General features: G+C 69.4%; 15 protein-coding genes. 9 read left to right on the top strand and 6 right to left on the bottom strand.

Annotation, left to right across the window (positions count from 1 at the left end):
• Nucleotides 1-232: 232 nt before the first annotated feature.
• A complete protein-coding gene (locus tag IE267_RS38110; RefSeq protein ID WP_167158633.1) occupies nucleotides 233-2,176 on the bottom strand; it encodes an APC family permease in 1,944 nt (647 codons plus the stop codon).
• Between the two features lie 166 nt (nucleotides 2,177-2,342).
• On the opposite strand from IE267_RS38110, the gene IE267_RS38105 reads away from it, so the two are divergent.
• Nucleotides 2,343-3,173, top strand: coding sequence for a helix-turn-helix domain-containing protein (locus tag IE267_RS38105; RefSeq protein ID WP_189766414.1), 831 nt, complete (start codon nucleotides 2,343-2,345; stop codon nucleotides 3,171-3,173).
• Nucleotides 3,170-3,433, top strand: a complete 264-nt coding sequence (locus tag IE267_RS38100; RefSeq protein ID WP_189766413.1) for a DUF397 domain-containing protein — start codon at nucleotides 3,170-3,172, stop codon at nucleotides 3,431-3,433. The genes IE267_RS38105 and IE267_RS38100 overlap by 4 nt, the downstream gene beginning before the upstream one ends.
• A 78-nt stretch (nucleotides 3,434-3,511) precedes the next feature.
• Here IE267_RS38100 and IE267_RS38095 read toward each other — a convergent pair whose 3' ends face one another.
• Nucleotides 3,512-3,988, bottom strand: coding sequence for a hypothetical protein (locus IE267_RS38095; RefSeq protein WP_189766412.1), 477 nt, complete (start codon nucleotides 3,986-3,988; stop codon nucleotides 3,512-3,514).
• A gap of 205 nt (nucleotides 3,989-4,193) precedes the next feature.
• On the opposite strand from IE267_RS38095, the gene IE267_RS38090 reads away from it, so the two are divergent.
• From IE267_RS38090 to IE267_RS38075, 4 genes are all read left to right on the top strand, one after another.
• On the top strand, nucleotides 4,194-4,688 hold the full coding sequence (locus IE267_RS38090) for a DUF4279 domain-containing protein (protein WP_189766411.1): 495 nt from the start codon (nucleotides 4,194-4,196) through the stop codon (nucleotides 4,686-4,688).
• A gap of 22 nt (nucleotides 4,689-4,710) precedes the next feature.
• Nucleotides 4,711-5,139, top strand: coding sequence for a hypothetical protein (locus tag IE267_RS38085; RefSeq protein WP_189766410.1), 429 nt, complete (start codon nucleotides 4,711-4,713; stop codon nucleotides 5,137-5,139).
• A 158-nt stretch (nucleotides 5,140-5,297) separates the two neighbouring features.
• Nucleotides 5,298-6,197, top strand: coding sequence for a hypothetical protein (locus tag IE267_RS38080; RefSeq protein WP_189766409.1), 900 nt, complete (start codon nucleotides 5,298-5,300; stop codon nucleotides 6,195-6,197).
• The gene (locus tag IE267_RS38075) at nucleotides 6,194-6,850 is read left to right on the top strand and encodes a contact-dependent growth inhibition system immunity protein (protein ID WP_189766408.1); all 657 of its coding nucleotides are present in this window, start codon (nucleotides 6,194-6,196) and stop codon (nucleotides 6,848-6,850) included. Before IE267_RS38080 ends, IE267_RS38075 begins: the two co-directional genes overlap by 4 nt.
• Nucleotides 6,851-7,128: 278 nt before the next feature.
• On the opposite strand, the gene IE267_RS38070 is transcribed toward IE267_RS38075, so the two are convergent.
• Nucleotides 7,129-7,611 (bottom strand): hypothetical protein, encoded by a 483-nt coding sequence (locus IE267_RS38070; protein ID WP_189766407.1) that lies wholly within the window; start codon nucleotides 7,609-7,611, stop codon nucleotides 7,129-7,131.
• Nucleotides 7,612-7,738: 127 nt separating this feature from the next.
• Nucleotides 7,739-8,953, bottom strand: a complete 1,215-nt coding sequence (locus IE267_RS38065) for an alpha/beta hydrolase family protein (RefSeq protein WP_167158619.1) — start codon at nucleotides 8,951-8,953, stop codon at nucleotides 7,739-7,741.
• Nucleotides 8,954-9,044: 91 nt separating this feature from the next.
• On the opposite strand from IE267_RS38065, the gene IE267_RS38060 reads away from it, so the two are divergent.
• Nucleotides 9,045-9,740, top strand: a complete 696-nt coding sequence (locus tag IE267_RS38060) for a TetR/AcrR family transcriptional regulator (protein WP_189766406.1) — start codon at nucleotides 9,045-9,047, stop codon at nucleotides 9,738-9,740.
• Between the two features lie 52 nt (nucleotides 9,741-9,792).
• Here IE267_RS38060 and IE267_RS38055 read toward each other — a convergent pair whose 3' ends face one another.
• On the bottom strand, nucleotides 9,793-11,184 hold the full coding sequence (locus IE267_RS38055) for an MFS transporter (RefSeq protein WP_373304647.1): 1,392 nt from the start codon (nucleotides 11,182-11,184) through the stop codon (nucleotides 9,793-9,795).
• Nucleotides 11,185-11,756: 572 nt separating this feature from the next.
• Between IE267_RS38055 and IE267_RS38050 the strand changes: the two genes are divergently transcribed.
• Together IE267_RS38050 and IE267_RS38045 are read left to right on the top strand one after the other, a co-directional pair.
• Complete coding sequence (locus tag IE267_RS38050) at nucleotides 11,757-12,137, top strand: SH3 domain-containing protein (protein ID WP_189766405.1); 381 nt, start codon at nucleotides 11,757-11,759, stop codon at nucleotides 12,135-12,137.
• A 147-nt stretch (nucleotides 12,138-12,284) separates the two neighbouring features.
• A complete protein-coding gene (locus tag IE267_RS38045) occupies nucleotides 12,285-13,004 on the top strand; it encodes a helix-turn-helix domain-containing protein (protein WP_189766404.1) in 720 nt (239 codons plus the stop codon).
• Here IE267_RS38045 and IE267_RS38040 read toward each other — a convergent pair.
• Nucleotides 13,001-13,672 carry a lytic transglycosylase domain-containing protein gene (locus IE267_RS38040; RefSeq protein WP_189766403.1) on the bottom strand — a complete coding sequence of 224 codons (672 nt, stop codon included), beginning with the start codon at nucleotides 13,670-13,672 and terminating at the stop codon, nucleotides 13,001-13,003. The two genes, IE267_RS38045 and IE267_RS38040, sit on opposite strands and share 4 nt — an antisense overlap.
• Between the last annotated feature and the right edge of the window lie 130 nt (nucleotides 13,673-13,802).

The raw sequence follows: 13,802 nt of genomic DNA, 5'->3' as shown, positions 1-13,802 counted from the left end.
TGTCGGTAAGGAAGTTACGAAGCGATGGCCCTCGTCGGCGTCGCGCTGGGGAGCTCACTTGGCGGGTGGCTCCCCGGGGGTAGGGGTGGCTCTCGAGTACTACGGGCCGGGCCCGGGGCGGGTACTACGGGCCGGGCCCGGGGCAGGTTCTACGGGCCGGGCCCGGGCCGAGCGACCCGGCGCCACGGTTCGGGCCCGGCCGGGGGCTTGGAGCGGGGCCGGTCCGATGGGCTCAGCGCTCGGCTGGCTGCTTCCGCTCGCCCTTCCCCTTCGCCGACTCCAGCCGGTACGGCACGTCGATCACGGTCACGCCGGGCATGAAGAGCAGCCGGGCCTTCAGGCGGAACGCGTTCTGGTTGTGCAGCGGCTGCTCCCACCAGTGGCCCACGATGTACTCGGGGATCACCACCGACACCATCGCGCTCGGGTCCGCGTCCGCCGTCTCCTTCACATGGGCGAGGACCGGCCCGACCACCTCCCGGTACGGCGAGTTGATGATCGTCAGCGGTACGCCCAGGTCGTACGAGGCCCACTGCTCGCGCAGCCGGTCCGCCTCCTCGTCGGCGGCCACCGTGAGCGCGGTCAGGGTGTCGGGCCGCAGCGCCTGGGCGAAGCCGATCGCCTTCAGGGTCGGCGCGTGCACATTGGAGACCAGGACGAACGCGTGGTGGCGCGAGGGCCTGCGCGGCTTGGCATCCGGCTCGACGGCGACCTCCCTGGCCACCTGGTCGTAGTGGCGCCGCACGCCCTTCATGCCGAAGAACAGGATCGGCATCGCGATGATGACGAGCCACGCGCCGTGCGTGAACTTGGTGATCAGCACGATGACGAGGACGAGCCCGGTCAGGGTCGCGCCCACCGTGTTGATGGCGAGCGCGCGGTGGATGTGCCGGCGGTTCGCACGGCCCGCGTCCGTCGCCAGCACCTTGCGCCAGTGCTTGACCATGCCGGCCTGGGACAGCGTGAACGACACGAAGACGCCGATGATGTACAGCTGGATCAGGCGGGTGAGCTGCGCGTCGAACGCCACGATCAGCGCGATCGCGGCGAGCGCGAGCAGCACGACGCCGTTGGAGTAGACGAGCCGGTCGCCCCGGTTGTAGAGCTGGCGCGGCGCGTACCGGTCCCGGGCCAGGATCGAGGCGAGCATCGGGAAGCCGTTGAACGCGGTGTTGGCCGCGAGGATCAGGACGCCCGCCGTGAACGCCTGCACCAGATAGAAGAGCAGGTCGACGTTGCCGAAGGTGGCCCGGGCGATCTGGGCGAGCGCGGTGGCGGTGGCGGTACCGGCCGGGAGTCCCAACTCCGTTGGATCGGCTGCCACATGGACCTTGTAGACCATGGCGAGCGTGGTGATCCCGGCGAACATGGTCACCGACAACAGGCCCATCGCGGCCAGGGTGTTGGCGGCGTTGCGGGCCTTCGGCTTCTGGAAGGCAGGTACGCCGTTACTGATCGCCTCCACACCCGTCAGGGCCGTACACCCGGAGGCGAAGGCGCGCAGCGCGAGCAGCACGACGGCGATCCCGGCGTAGTTCCCGGCCGCGTGGATGGGCAGGTCGGCGGACTCCGCGCGGATGGTGGCGCCGGTGGCGAGCCGCACGACGGCGAACGCGAACATGAGGTAGATGACGCACACGAAGCCGTACGTCGGGATCGCGAAGATCCGCCCGGACTCGCGGACCCCGCGCAGGTTCATCAGGGTCAGGATCACCACGAAGCTGACGGACAGGGCGACTTCGTGGGTGGCGAGGGACGGGATCGCCGAGGTGATGGCGGCCACGCCCGACACCACGGACACGGCCACGGTCAGTACGTAGTCGACGAGCAGCGCGCTCGCCGCGGTGAGCGCGGCTGTCGGCCCGAGGTTCTCGGCACTGACGACGTAGGCGCCGCCGCCCCCCGGATAGGCGTGGCAGGTCTGCCGGTAGGACGCGATCACCACTACGAGCAGGAAGACGATGGCCGCGGCCGCGTACCAGGTGAGGTGCAGCAGGCTCGCGCCACCGAGCGCGAGGATCAGCAGGATCTCCTCGGTGGCGTACGCGACGGACGAGAGCGGGTCGCTGCAGAAGATCGGCAGCGCGAGCCGCTTGGGCAGCAGCGTCTCGCCCAGGCGGCTGGTGTCCAGCGGCCGTCCGACCAGCATCCGCTTGGCGGAACTCGAAACTCCCATAACCCAGGAAAGTAGCCGTAATGCCGCATATCTAATGGTTTGCCGCACCGGGTGGGCCCGTATGGGTGAATTCACGTTCCGTGAACCCTTCGTCACCAGGCGCCGCTACGCTCGTGTGCCGTACGGCGGCACTCGGCAACGCGCTGAACGCACAAGGGAGTTGACCATGACCCGCCCCAATGACCTCAACCCCTGGGACTCACCGCGCGCGTTCTACGGAGCCGAACTACGAGGCAAGCGGAAGGCCGCCGGTCTCTCCCAGGACGAACTCGGCGCGCTCGTCTTCTGCTCGGGCGCGTACATCGGCCAGATGGAGAACGCGACCCGCCGTCCCCCCATGGAAATGGCCAAGCTGCTTGACGCCGTGCTGCATACGGACGGGATTCTGACCCGGATGTGCGAGGCGATGGAGCAGGCCTCGCAGCATGCGGAGTATTTCCGCCTCGCGGCCGAGCTTGAGGCGATGGCCGCCACGATCTGCGAGTACGCGCCGATGATCGTGCCGGGGTTGCTTCAGACGCCGGAGTACACCCGGGCCCTCATCCGGTCATCCCGTCCGTTCGCGAGCGAGGAGTTCATCGAGAAGAGCGTCATCACTCGGCGGGAGCGGGCCCAGCTACTGGACGGGCCGGAGCCGCCGGAGGTGTGGTTCATCGTCCACGAGATCGTGCTGAGCACGTCGGTCGGCGACGCGGCGGTCATGCATGCCCAACTCGCCCACGTTGTGCAGCTCATCGAGAAGCATCGCGTGGTGGTGCAGGTGATTCCGATGTCGGAAGGTGCCCATCCCCTCATGGACGGGCCGTTCAGGGTGATGACCTTCACCGACGCACCACCTGTCGCGTACACCGAATCGGCTTACTCAGGGCAGCTGTTGGACAGTCCGGCCCTGGTAGCCAGTTATACGAAGACCTACGATCTGGGCAGGGCCGTGGCGTTGTCGCCGGACGCATCCCTGGCCATGATCCGGGCAGCAATGGAGGATTCCGCACCATGAACATAACGCGCTCTCTGGCCAATGCTCGCTGGCGGAAGTCGTCGTACAGCAACGCTGATGGCGGCAACTGCGTGGAGGTGGCCGAAGGCGCATGGCGCAAGTCCTCGTACAGCAACGCTGAGGGCGGGAGCTGCGTCGAGGTGGCGGACGGTTTCGGGGACGTCGTGCCCGTGCGGGACAGCAAGGTGGCGGCCGGGCCGGTTCTGGTCGTGGGGGCCGGGGCGTGGGCGCGGTTCGTGGGGGCGGTCAAGGCGTCCTGAGCGGGTGGCGCACATGCGAAGGGCCCCATGCCGCGGGTGCGGCTGGGGCCCTGTCGTCGTTCGCGGTCGGTGCCGGGGTCAGACGGTCTTGGCCTGCGCCGCCTGGGCGTGGCGGAGGGTGCGGAGGATGAGCCACTGGTCGCCCCAGGCCATCGCGGTGCCGATGACCGCCATGACGATGCCGAGGGTGAGTTGACCGGTCGCGGCACCCAGCGCCAGGCCCGCGATGCCGAGGCCGTAGCGGATGACGAAGCGGACCACGAGCAGGCCGAGCGCGAGGAAGCGGGTGCGCTTGTTCTTCCACAGCGACTTCATGTACCGGATGCGGGCCTTCAGGACCGTGAAGGCGAGCACGATCTGGACGATCGCGACGACCGGGATCAGCGCGTACAGCACCGGATAGGCCCGGGCGATGTCGAAGATCCCCGCGAAGAGGCCCACCAGCGGGAAGTACCAGTTCGGCAGACCCTTCAGGACCGAACCCCCGTCACCCGCAACGCCGTTGACCTCCGCGTTGACCTGGACCGGCATCTCCATCGCGACCGTGGCACTCATGGCGTTCCCCTCACCCTCGTTCCCGTGACCGCCGGCCCCTGCCGACACCACTGATACTCCCGCCCGAGGCAGGGCCGGCGGCAGAGCGAAGAATCCCGACTCCCGCAGGACAAATGTCCCGGGCACCACACGGCCCCGGCCGGACCTCAACTCGGGCCGCTGGTTAGGGTCGTACGGTCGCGGCGACCAGGGGGAGGGGCTACCAGTGGCCGATGAGGGCGAGATACTCGACATCAAAACCGCCGACCTGAAGGCGACCGCGCCGACGTTTCATCAGCAGAGCGTGGCGGTGGAGCGTGCTCCCTGGCCCTGGGTAATGACAGAGGCCGCACTCATCGTTACGGGTGCAGACATGGATCCCTCCGTGGTCACGAGGGAGTTGGCGCTGGATCCGACCTCAACTCGATCACCTGGGATCGACCGATGGGACACCACTGGTTCAACGGACGGGCGATGGAGGCTGGAGTTCGACAACGACTACTCTCGCGATTTTTCGTTGCAGATGGACGCAGTTCTTTCCATTGCCGAGGAAAAGAGGGGAGAGATCGAGAACCTGACGAGGCAGGGGTACGAGGCAGTGCTTGCCGTGTCCGGATTCGCCGGCCACGATTGTTCGCTGCCTTTCTCAGCACAGCAGATGGCGCGTGCCGCGAGCATCGGGCTCCCTCTCGTAATGACCCCTAACTTGAACGAACGCTGAGCTCAGGCGCGGAGATACTAGATTGCCTGCACAGTCTTGGAAAACCGTTTCGACATCACTGGTGGTGACTCGACCCGGCCTCGATTCTCAAGCCGTCAGCGGCCTGCTTGAACTGCCCCAGGCCGGGAGCATCAATGAATCCGGAGCGGGCGTAGTCTCCCAACCAGGGTGGTGGGCTCTTGTCTATTCGGGGAGCAACTCCCCTGAACTGGAGCAGCAGCTTCAGTCGCTCGCCGAACAGATCCAGCCCCGCTCCGCGAAGGTCAGGGACTTGATTTCCTTGGGCTATTCAGTGCACATCGAAATCTCTGGGGTAGCAGAAACGGGCGACGCTCTGTACATCTCTCCCGCTGCCCAGCTGCACCTTGCGGCCATGGCTCTTCCCGTGCGATGCACGGTCATCTCTCCCGCCGGAGAGCCGGCGAGCGACCCGCTGGACTGGCTCGACTGACGAAGCCCTGACAGTGAGGTACATCCGCCCTGCCAGGTACATCCGCCCTCCTGTCGATCCCCGCGCACTGGGCCCCGGGCCGCGGCGCGCGGCTGGGGCCCTGTCGTCGTTCGCGGGTCGGCGCCGCGTTCATGGGCCATCTACAACGGGACGTATCCGTGACATACAACCTCCTTACCGTTGACGCCCTGAAGCCTGACATCGTGGCCATCGCCCTTGCCGAGTGCCTGGACGTGCCGGTGGACGAGGTGAATGTCGGCGCCCCCGAAACCGATCCCGAACTCCGGCGCTGGGATGCCGCCGTGTCGTGCGAACTGCGGCCTGTTCTGGGCGACTTGACCTGGTCAATGGATATCTACGCCCAAGAGGCGGTCGCCAACCAACCGGCAGAAGCAGAACTCGCCGCGAGGTTCGCGGAGGCCATGAACACGACCGTCCTGTTCCCCGCTGAGGAGGCGCCTCCCAGCGCGTATTGGGCGGCGACGCCCCAGGGGCTGATGACCCGTGCCCGGCTCGAACCCTCCGATGACGAGCCGCCCGTCTATAAGGTCACGTCCCTTGAAGCGCCTGTACCCCAGTTCCCCGGGGCCACGGTGGAACACTTCGAGGAGATCGTGCGGGAGCAGCAACCCGACAGTCCCGTCACCGACCACTTCGTAGCCTCCCTGGGGAGAGTGAGGGAGTCGGCTTCGTATTTGGCGCGGCTTTCTCTCGATGAGGACACCGGCAGCCCCAAATGGACCGCCCAGAACAAGCTGGCCGTATGGGAACGGGTCATCACGCAGATGGAATCGGGGTGGGCGCCCTCGGGCTGGTATTCAGCCGGTCTCTATCGGGAGCGGCTGGAGGGTCGCGACGCTCTCGTGGATCTCGTCGGCCGAGTTCCGCATGACGTGGCCGAGCTGTTGAGCGAGGCTCTCGATCAGTTGGACAGGCGTTTCGCCGCTGCGACCGTGGCGGATGCCGAAGGCCTCCAGGAACAGTTGCCGGGCGGCCGCCCGTCCGATCATCGGCCCACCGGCATATTCCGTAGGCCCAGAAAGAGGTGTGAAGAGTGACCACGCCCAACGATCGCTTCCATGAGCTCCGCAGCCTCCTGCGCTCCTACGAGGTGGTCGGCTACGCCTTTGACGACACGGAAGAGCAGCCCGGAGCGGCGCTCGATGCCTACCTCCGACAGGCCGCGCTCCACCCCGCGCGTGCCGCCCGGGCGGCCGCAGAGATCGACGATCTTCTGGCCGTGGGCCTGTTCAGCAGCGAGATCGCGGACGACGTCGACCTGCTACCGCACATCAATCCTGCTCAGGGAGAGTCGGTGGAGAGCTGCTTGGCTGTTGTTCGCAACCACCTCGCAAGCTTCCTCGCGGAACCGGGGGAGCCGTCCAGGATCACTCCGCGGACCTCGTGGGAGTGGAAAGAGCGATTCCCCGAACTCTCACATCTTCTGGGCTCGTATTTCCATCAGGACTTCTCCCACGAATACTCCTCGCACAAGGAAGCTCTGGAAGACTACATTTCAGGGGTTTCGCCGGGTGATCTGCTGTGCGTGACCCGAGAAATCCAGGACTTCCTGAGCCTCAGCGAATCGCACCACCAGCTCAGGGAAGCAGCGGCGACGCTGGGGTTGCGCGTCGCTCCCCCGCGTGGCGTGCGGCTACGGCAGTGGCTTGTGGATGTGCAGGGCATCATCGCCCACCACTTGCAGGGATGAGCGTTGCCAAGGCGCCGCCCGTCCGAACCCCGGCTCACCGGCTGGTGGTGGCACCGCCGCCCCGATCCCCTCCCCTGGGAACAGCCGTGGACCGGCGCGTACACGCAGTGTTCGATGGTGAGTCGGGCCGTGCCATCCTCGCGGCTTCCGGGAGGGGCTGTCGACGCTCGGAGATGACGGGCCCATTCGAGGTCCACCGCCCCATGCGAAGGGCCCCGGGCCGCGGTGTGCGGCTGGGGCCCTGTCGGGTTTGCGGGTAGGGGCTGCACTGGCCGGGGTCAGACGGTCTTGGCCTGCGCCGCCTGGGCGTGGCGGAGGGTGCGGAGGATGAGCCACTGGTCGCCCCAGGCCATCGCGGTGCCGATGACCGCCATGACGATGCCGAGGGTGAGCTGACCGGTCGCGGCACCCAGCGCCAGGCCCGCGATGCCGAGGCCGTAACGGATCGCGAAACGGACGGCGAGCAGGCCGAGCGCGAGGAAGCGGGTGCGCTTGTTCTTCCACAGCGACTTCATGTACCGGATGCGGGCCTTCAGGACCGTGAAGGCGAGCACGATCTGGACGATCGCGACGACCGGGATCAGCGCGTACAGGACCGGGTAGGCCCGGGCGATGTCGAAGATCCCCGCGAAGAGGCCGACGAGCGGGAAGTACCAGTTCGGCAGACCCTTCAGGACCGAACCCCCGTCACCCGCAACCGAGTTGACCTCCTGGGCAGTGCTGACCTGGACCGGCATCTCCATCGCGACCGTGGCACTCATGGCGTTCCCCTCACCCTCGTTCCCGTGACCGCCGGCCCCTGCCGACACCACTGATACTCCCGCCCGAGGCAGGGCCGGCGGCAGAGCGAAGAATCCCGACTCCCGCAGGACAAATGTCCCGGGGCCGTCAGTTCTTCAGGGTGTCGTCGAGCCAGTTGAGGATGCGGGCCATGGCCAGACGCTCGGCGCCGGTGTGGCAGTGGGCGCCCGCGCCTTCCGCGACGGTGAAGCGCATGAGGGTCTTGGGGCAGGTGAGGTGGTCGTAGAGCTGCTGCGGCTGGCCGTCGAAGAACAGGTCGTCCTCGGCCTCGCAGACCAGCGTCGGACAGGTGATCTTCTCGGCCACTCCGTCGGCGAGGGTGTAGTCGAGGTAGGAGGCGAGGAACTGGCGCGGGGTCGCGACGTCCATGACGTACGAGCCGTGCGTGATCGCCCAGCGCATCGTCGAGTTCGTCTTCATCAGGGCCTCGATCGAGGCGTCGATCTCGGGGGCGTGCTCGGCCCGCAGCAGCGCCTCGGCCTCGGGGCGCGGCATCGGCATGTTCTTGGTGGCGAGCTCGCCGAGGTCGTAGACGCCGTCGACCGCGATGACGGCGGCGAGGCGGTGCTCGAAGGCCGCGGCGCGGGGGGCGAGCAGGCCGCCCATGCTCAGGCCGAGCAGGCCGATGCGCTCGGGGTCGACCTCGGGGCGGGTGTCGATCAGCCAGTCGAGGACCGGGGTGATCACGCTCTCCCAGTTGGGGCGGAAGGGGAGCCCGTCGTTGAAGCGGGCGCCGGGCTGGCCGGGGCCGTCGAAGGTCAGGACGTGGTAGCCGCGCTCCACACCGGCCGCGCCGCCGAAGAAGTGCATCTCCTCGGCCGTGCCGTCGAATCCGTTGTGCATGACGAGGGTCGGCGCGGGCCCCTCGCCCGGGGCACGGTAGAAGTAGCCCCGCAGGAACGTGCCCTCGAACGGGATCTCCACCGGCTCGATCACCGGGTCGAAGAGCCGGGCGGCGGCGTGGAAGGCGGCGACGGCGCGCTCGTAGGAGGCGGCGATGCGCGGGTCGTCGGGGTTGCCGTGGAGGAAGAACTCGGCCGAGCGGAAGTAGTTGTTCGCCCGCAGGAACCCGTCCCGCGCCGACACCTCGTGGCCGCCTGCGAGCGCGGCCTGCGCTTCGGCCTCGGTGCGCTCGGCGGTGGCCATCCACTGCTCGTACCAGCCGTCGTAGTCCCCTGCGGTGATCTTCTCGGCGGTCGCGACGACCTCGCCGAAGTCGGAGCCGCCGTACGCGGCGTGGCCCAGCGCGCGCAGGGTCTCGTACCAGAACTGCGGGTCGTCCTCGAACAGCATCGGCTTCATGACCGTCTCCCTTAACGCAGGTTTTCCTTGCGTTAAGAACGTAGCGCGACCGAGAGCGCTAACGCAAGAGGACTTGCGTTAGCCTTTCGATATGACCGGAAACCAGCGCGACACCACCGACGACCACGAGCCCGGCCGGGCAAACCGGGCGGAGCCGGAGAGCGGGCCGCGCCGGCGCACCGGCGGCCGGAGTGCCCGCGTGCGGGAGGCCGTCCTCAAGGCGACGGCGGAACTCATCGCGGAGCAGGGCCACGAGCGCATCCCCATCGCCGAGATCGCCGAACGCTCCGGCGTCCACCAGACGTCCATCTACCGGCGCTGGCGCACCACCAACGCCATCGTGCTCGACCTCTCGCAGGAGCGGCTGACCTCCCTGTGGGCCGTACCGGACACCGGCAGCCTGCACGGGGACCTCCTCGCCTACGCCCAGCGGGCGGCCGCCGCGATGGCGGAGCCGGACGGGGCCGTACTCCTGCGCGCACTCATCGCCGGGGCCGCCGAGCACGCGGCGGCCGGGGACAATGCCGGGGTCGATGCCGAGAGCGTGGCCGCCTACGTCGACGCGGGGAACATCCCCGCCACGCACCCCCTCGCCGAACGGGGCCGGGACCTCCTGGACATGCTCGACCGGGCGGCCTCCCGTGGCGAACCCCGGCTGCGCCTCTTCGACGTCCTGGACGGGATTCTCGCGCCCATCTATCTGCGCACCCTCTTCCGCATCCCGGGCATGGACGACGCCTACCTCGGCTCCCTGGTCGACAAGTGCCTTGCGCACGCGGCAAGTTGAGGACGGCGAGAGCGACGGAGGGAGACGCCGCCGGGCCCTGCGGGTGGGTGGGTCACATGTGGACGGGACCTTCCGAGGTGCCGACCGCCGGGCGCGGCGGGCCCTTGCGGTAGAGGATCACCGAGACCAGGAGGCCGAGGGCGAAGAAGGCCGCCGACCACCAGTACGCCGTCGAGTAGCTGTGGAGCTGGGCCTGGACCCGCGCCGCGGGGGTGGGTCGGCGGCCGACCAGATAGCTCGTGGCGGCGCTCGTCGCGAGGGTGTTCAGGAGGGCCGTGCCGATCGAACCGCCCACCTGCTGGCTGGTGTTGACCATCGCGGAGGCGACACCCGCGTCGTGCGCGGCCACTCCGGCCGTGGCCATGCTCATCGCCGGGGCGAAGATCAGGCCCATGCCTACGCCCATCACCAGGAGCGGGGGCAGGACGTGCCCGGCGTATCCGCTGGTCGCGTCCAGGGCCGTCATCCAGGCGAGGCCGGCCGCGCCGAGGCCCATGCCCAGCGGCACGATCGGCTTCGCGCCCAGCTTGGGGACGAGCTTGTTCTGCGCGACGACCGAGCTCACGATCATCGCGAACACCATGGGCAGGAAGGCGAGTCCGGTCTTCACCGGGGTGTAGCCGAGGATCTGCTGGAGGTAGTACGTCAGGAACAGGAACACCCCGAACATGCCCGCGCCGGAGATGAACATGGCCAGGTAGGACGCGGCCCGGTCACGGTCCAGTACGACGCGCAGCGGGAGCAGCGGGTGCTTGGCGCGCGTCTGCCACCAGGCGAAGGCCAGCAGCAGGACCCCGCCGGCCGCGAGGAAGCCCCACGTCTGCACCGAGCTCCACGCGTGCGTCTCCGCGTTGGAGAAGCCGTACACGATGCAGAACAGCCCGGCCGAGACGAGGACCGTGCCCGGGATGTCCAGCTTGGGCCGGTCCTGCGGGGCGCCCGGGTGCAGCAGCCGCAGCGCGCCGAAGAAGGCGAGCGCGGCGAAGAGCAGGTTGACGTACAGGCACCAGCGCCAGTCCAGGTACTCCGTGAGCACTCCGCCGAGCAGCAGCCCCACCGCGCCGCCCGTTCCCGCGACCGCGCCGTAGATGCCGAACGCCTTCGCGCGTTCCTTCGGGTCGGTGAACGTCGTGGTCAGCAGGGACAGCGCGGCCGGTGCGAGCAGCGCGCCGAACACGCCCTGGAGGGCGCGGGCGGTGACCAGGACCTCGAAGTTGGGCGCGGCACCGCCGATCGCCGAGGCGAGGGCGAAGCCGACGAGTCCGACGAGGAAGACGACCTTGCGTCCGACGAGGTCGGCGATCCGGCCACCGAGCAGCAGCAGCGAGCCGAAGGCGAGGGCGTACGCCGTGACGATCCACTGGCGGTTCCCGTCGGAGAAGCCGAGGTCCTGCTGGGCGGAGGGCAGCGCGATGTTCACGATGGTCGCGTCCAGGACCACCATCAGCTGGGCGAGCGCGATCACCCCGAGCACGAGCCAGCGGTGCTCGTGCCGGGCCCCGGTGTGCGGGGCCTGCGGCGGTGGCACCCCGTCGCCCGCGTACGCGGCACCGGGCGGCGGGGTGCTCGACGTCGATGTGTGCGCATCGGACGACCTGTGTGCGCCGGATGCCGTGGGAGTGGTGGCGGAAGCGGCGGCCAGCCGCTCGGACGCGCCGGCTATCCGCTCGGCGCGTCCGGCCTCGACAGAGTCCTTGGTGTGACGGCCCATGTGCCGGTCTCCTCGGTGATCTCCCGTTGGTGACCCGATCCACCCGGTTCCCTGGTGGGTTCCCCCGGGTGGTCGGCGTCCCGTGATCGCCCCTCCCTCACGCTAAGTGAGGCCCAGGTCTTCCGCCACGCGAGTGAACGGGCGTGGCCGCGTGCGGCGGGGCGAGGCTCCAGAGGTGGCCCGCGTCCCGGCGGCCCGTCCCTATTCGTCCCAGGTACGGCTGGGACGAATGCGGGCGTCGCGCTCCGGACACGATTGCTGACACAGGGTCACCACTCGGGGGCCCCGCACCTTGGAGAAAACACATGAACCGCAGCACCGTACGCAACGCCGTCGTCGCCGCCACCGCCCTGCTCGCCCTGTTCCCGGCCGCCGCGATGGCCGCGACCCCGACGGCCGCACCGGCTCGGGCGACGGTCGCCACCGCCCACCACCACAAGATGCACGCCCAGGGTGTGGTGGTCACCGGGAACGGCCGTGGGCTGCACGTCCGCAGCGGCGCCGGCACCACCTACCGGACCACCGGCACCCTGCGCTCGGGGCGCCAGGTGTCGTTGGTCTGCAAGCGGAACGGGTCCTCGGTGCAGGGCAACCGGGTGTGGTACCGCCTGGCCGGGCACCACGGCCGCTATGTGTCCGCGCACTATGTGCGGGTCGCGGCCGGGTCCACCGTTCCGTGGTGCTGACCGTCGGTACGGGAGCGGCCGGGACCGACGCCGGCCGCTGAATCCACAACTTCGCCCGTTCGCCCCGGGGGCCGGAGCTTGGCTCCGGCCCCACTGGGGTACAGATGGCCCCTGAACGGGACTTTGTGGACTTTTGGGAGGGACCGCGTGGCCCAGTGGCGACCGCTGCCCGACACGACCCGGCCCGAACTCCGGCTCCTGATCGAGGAGTTGAGGCACCTCAAACAGACCTCGGGCCTGAGCCTGGCGGGGCTTGCCGCCCGCACGACGTACAGCAAGTCGGCCTGGCACCGCTATCTCAACGGGGACAACCTCCCGCCGCGCGACGCGGTCGACGCCTTCGGCGCGCTCGGCGGGGCCGAGCACCATGCGCGTCTGCTGGAACTCTGGGACCGCGCGACCCGGACCCCGGCCCTGCCCGCGCCACCGCCCCGGCCCCCCGAGGCCGCCCCCGCGCCACCCGCGCCCCCGCGCCCCCGCCGAACGCATCACCGGACACTCACCGTCGCCGCCGCGCTCGCCCTCGTGGGCAGCGCCGCCTGGGCGGCCGTCCCGCACTTGCGCGAGGCGACTCCGGCCGCGCCCGCGCCGCCCGCCTGCCGGGGCGCCAGCTGCCAGGGCGACGACCCGGCCCGCACCTCCTGCCGCACCGACGCCCGCACCCAGAGCGCCCTGAAGACGGCCTCGTACGCGGTGAAGCTCCGGTTCAGCCCGTCCTGCGACACGATCTGGTCGGAGGTGCGCAACAGCTCGACCGGCGCCCGCACCGAGAGCCCCATGCTGGTGGCCCCCGACCCCCGTCAGGCCGAGGCGTGCGCGGAGGTCAACCACAAGATGCTCTGCACGGGCGACGTGCCGCCGGGTTAGCCCGCGACGGCCGTGCCGGACTTCTTCCAGTTGTCGCGCAGCCGCGTCAGGTAGTCCGACGCCTGGCTCCCCGGCTTCACACCCCGCGCGAACGCCGCCATATTGCCGCCGGCCGCGTTGTACCCGAGCGCCATCAGCTCGTCGCGCGACAACGATCCCGCCCAGTGCGCGGGGAGCTGAGCGGACATGTCGTGCAGGTACCAGGCCGCCGCCTCGACGGCGAGCGCGCGGTCGTCGGGCAGCTCCTCCCACTTACGCCCCGCGAAGTCCCGGCCCCGCTTGGTCTGGTCGAACGCGGCCCGGTGCATGTTGGCGATGCCGAACGCGGCGTCCGGCTTGTACTTCTGCCAGCTCCGCTCGAAGGCCGGGTCGTGCGGCTTGTAGTCCTCGTTGTAGAGGATCGCCATCAGCAACTGGGCGCTGATCCCGGCCTGCTTGGCGTACTTGCGCACCTGGGGCGCGTAGTCGGCCGGGTCGTACGTACCGCTCGGCGACGACGCACCGGGCGCCGGCGCGGCCGAGGCGGACGCGGAGGCCGAGGGTGCGGGCTTGTGCGCCGGGCTCCCCGTGTCCGTTCCGCCGCGTACGCATCCCCACGCGGCCAGCGCGACCACCGGCAGCACCAGCCACCGGGCCCGCCCGCCGCGCCTCCGCTCAGCCTTCACCATGCAGCCAGCTAAACACGCCCTGTGGCGCGGCCGCCACGAAGGCCCCGAAGGCGGGGCGACCGGCGGAGGGACGGCGGGGGGACGGCCGAGGGCCGGGAGTTGGTGCGGAGTCAGGTGGCGGAGGAGGAGT

The sequence above is a fragment of the Streptomyces xanthochromogenes genome (assembly GCF_014650455.1).
Classification (GTDB): domain Bacteria; phylum Actinomycetota; class Actinomycetes; order Streptomycetales; family Streptomycetaceae; genus Streptomyces; species Streptomyces xanthochromogenes.
The sequence above is the reverse complement of the archived record's forward strand: the minus strand, read 5'-3'. Positions and strand labels throughout refer to the sequence as shown.

What these genes read in the sequence shown, in the direction of transcription:
- IE267_RS38060 (WP_189766406.1), top strand. Translation starts at nt 9,045, where the DNA reads ATGACCGGAAACCAGCGCGACACCACCGACGACCACGAGCCCGGCCGG.
- IE267_RS38040 (WP_189766403.1), bottom strand. Translation starts at nt 13,672, where the DNA reads ATGGTGAAGGCTGAGCGGAGGCGCGGCGGGCGGGCCCGGTGGCTGGTG.
- IE267_RS38070 (WP_189766407.1), bottom strand. Translation starts at nt 7,611, where the DNA reads ATGAGTGCCACGGTCGCGATGGAGATGCCGGTCCAGGTCAGCACTGCC.
- IE267_RS38050 (WP_189766405.1), top strand. Translation starts at nt 11,757, where the DNA reads ATGAACCGCAGCACCGTACGCAACGCCGTCGTCGCCGCCACCGCCCTG.
- IE267_RS38110 (WP_167158633.1), bottom strand. Translation starts at nt 2,176, where the DNA reads ATGGGAGTTTCGAGTTCCGCCAAGCGGATGCTGGTCGGACGGCCGCTG.
- IE267_RS38100 (WP_189766413.1), top strand. Translation starts at nt 3,170, where the DNA reads ATGAACATAACGCGCTCTCTGGCCAATGCTCGCTGGCGGAAGTCGTCG.
- IE267_RS38095 (WP_189766412.1), bottom strand. Translation starts at nt 3,988, where the DNA reads ATGAGTGCCACGGTCGCGATGGAGATGCCGGTCCAGGTCAACGCGGAG.
- IE267_RS38065 (WP_167158619.1), bottom strand. Translation starts at nt 8,953, where the DNA reads ATGAAGCCGATGCTGTTCGAGGACGACCCGCAGTTCTGGTACGAGACC.
- IE267_RS38105 (WP_189766414.1), top strand. Translation starts at nt 2,343, where the DNA reads ATGACCCGCCCCAATGACCTCAACCCCTGGGACTCACCGCGCGCGTTC.
- IE267_RS38055 (WP_373304647.1), bottom strand. Translation starts at nt 11,184, where the DNA reads ATGGTGGTCCTGGACGCGACCATCGTGAACATCGCGCTGCCCTCCGCC.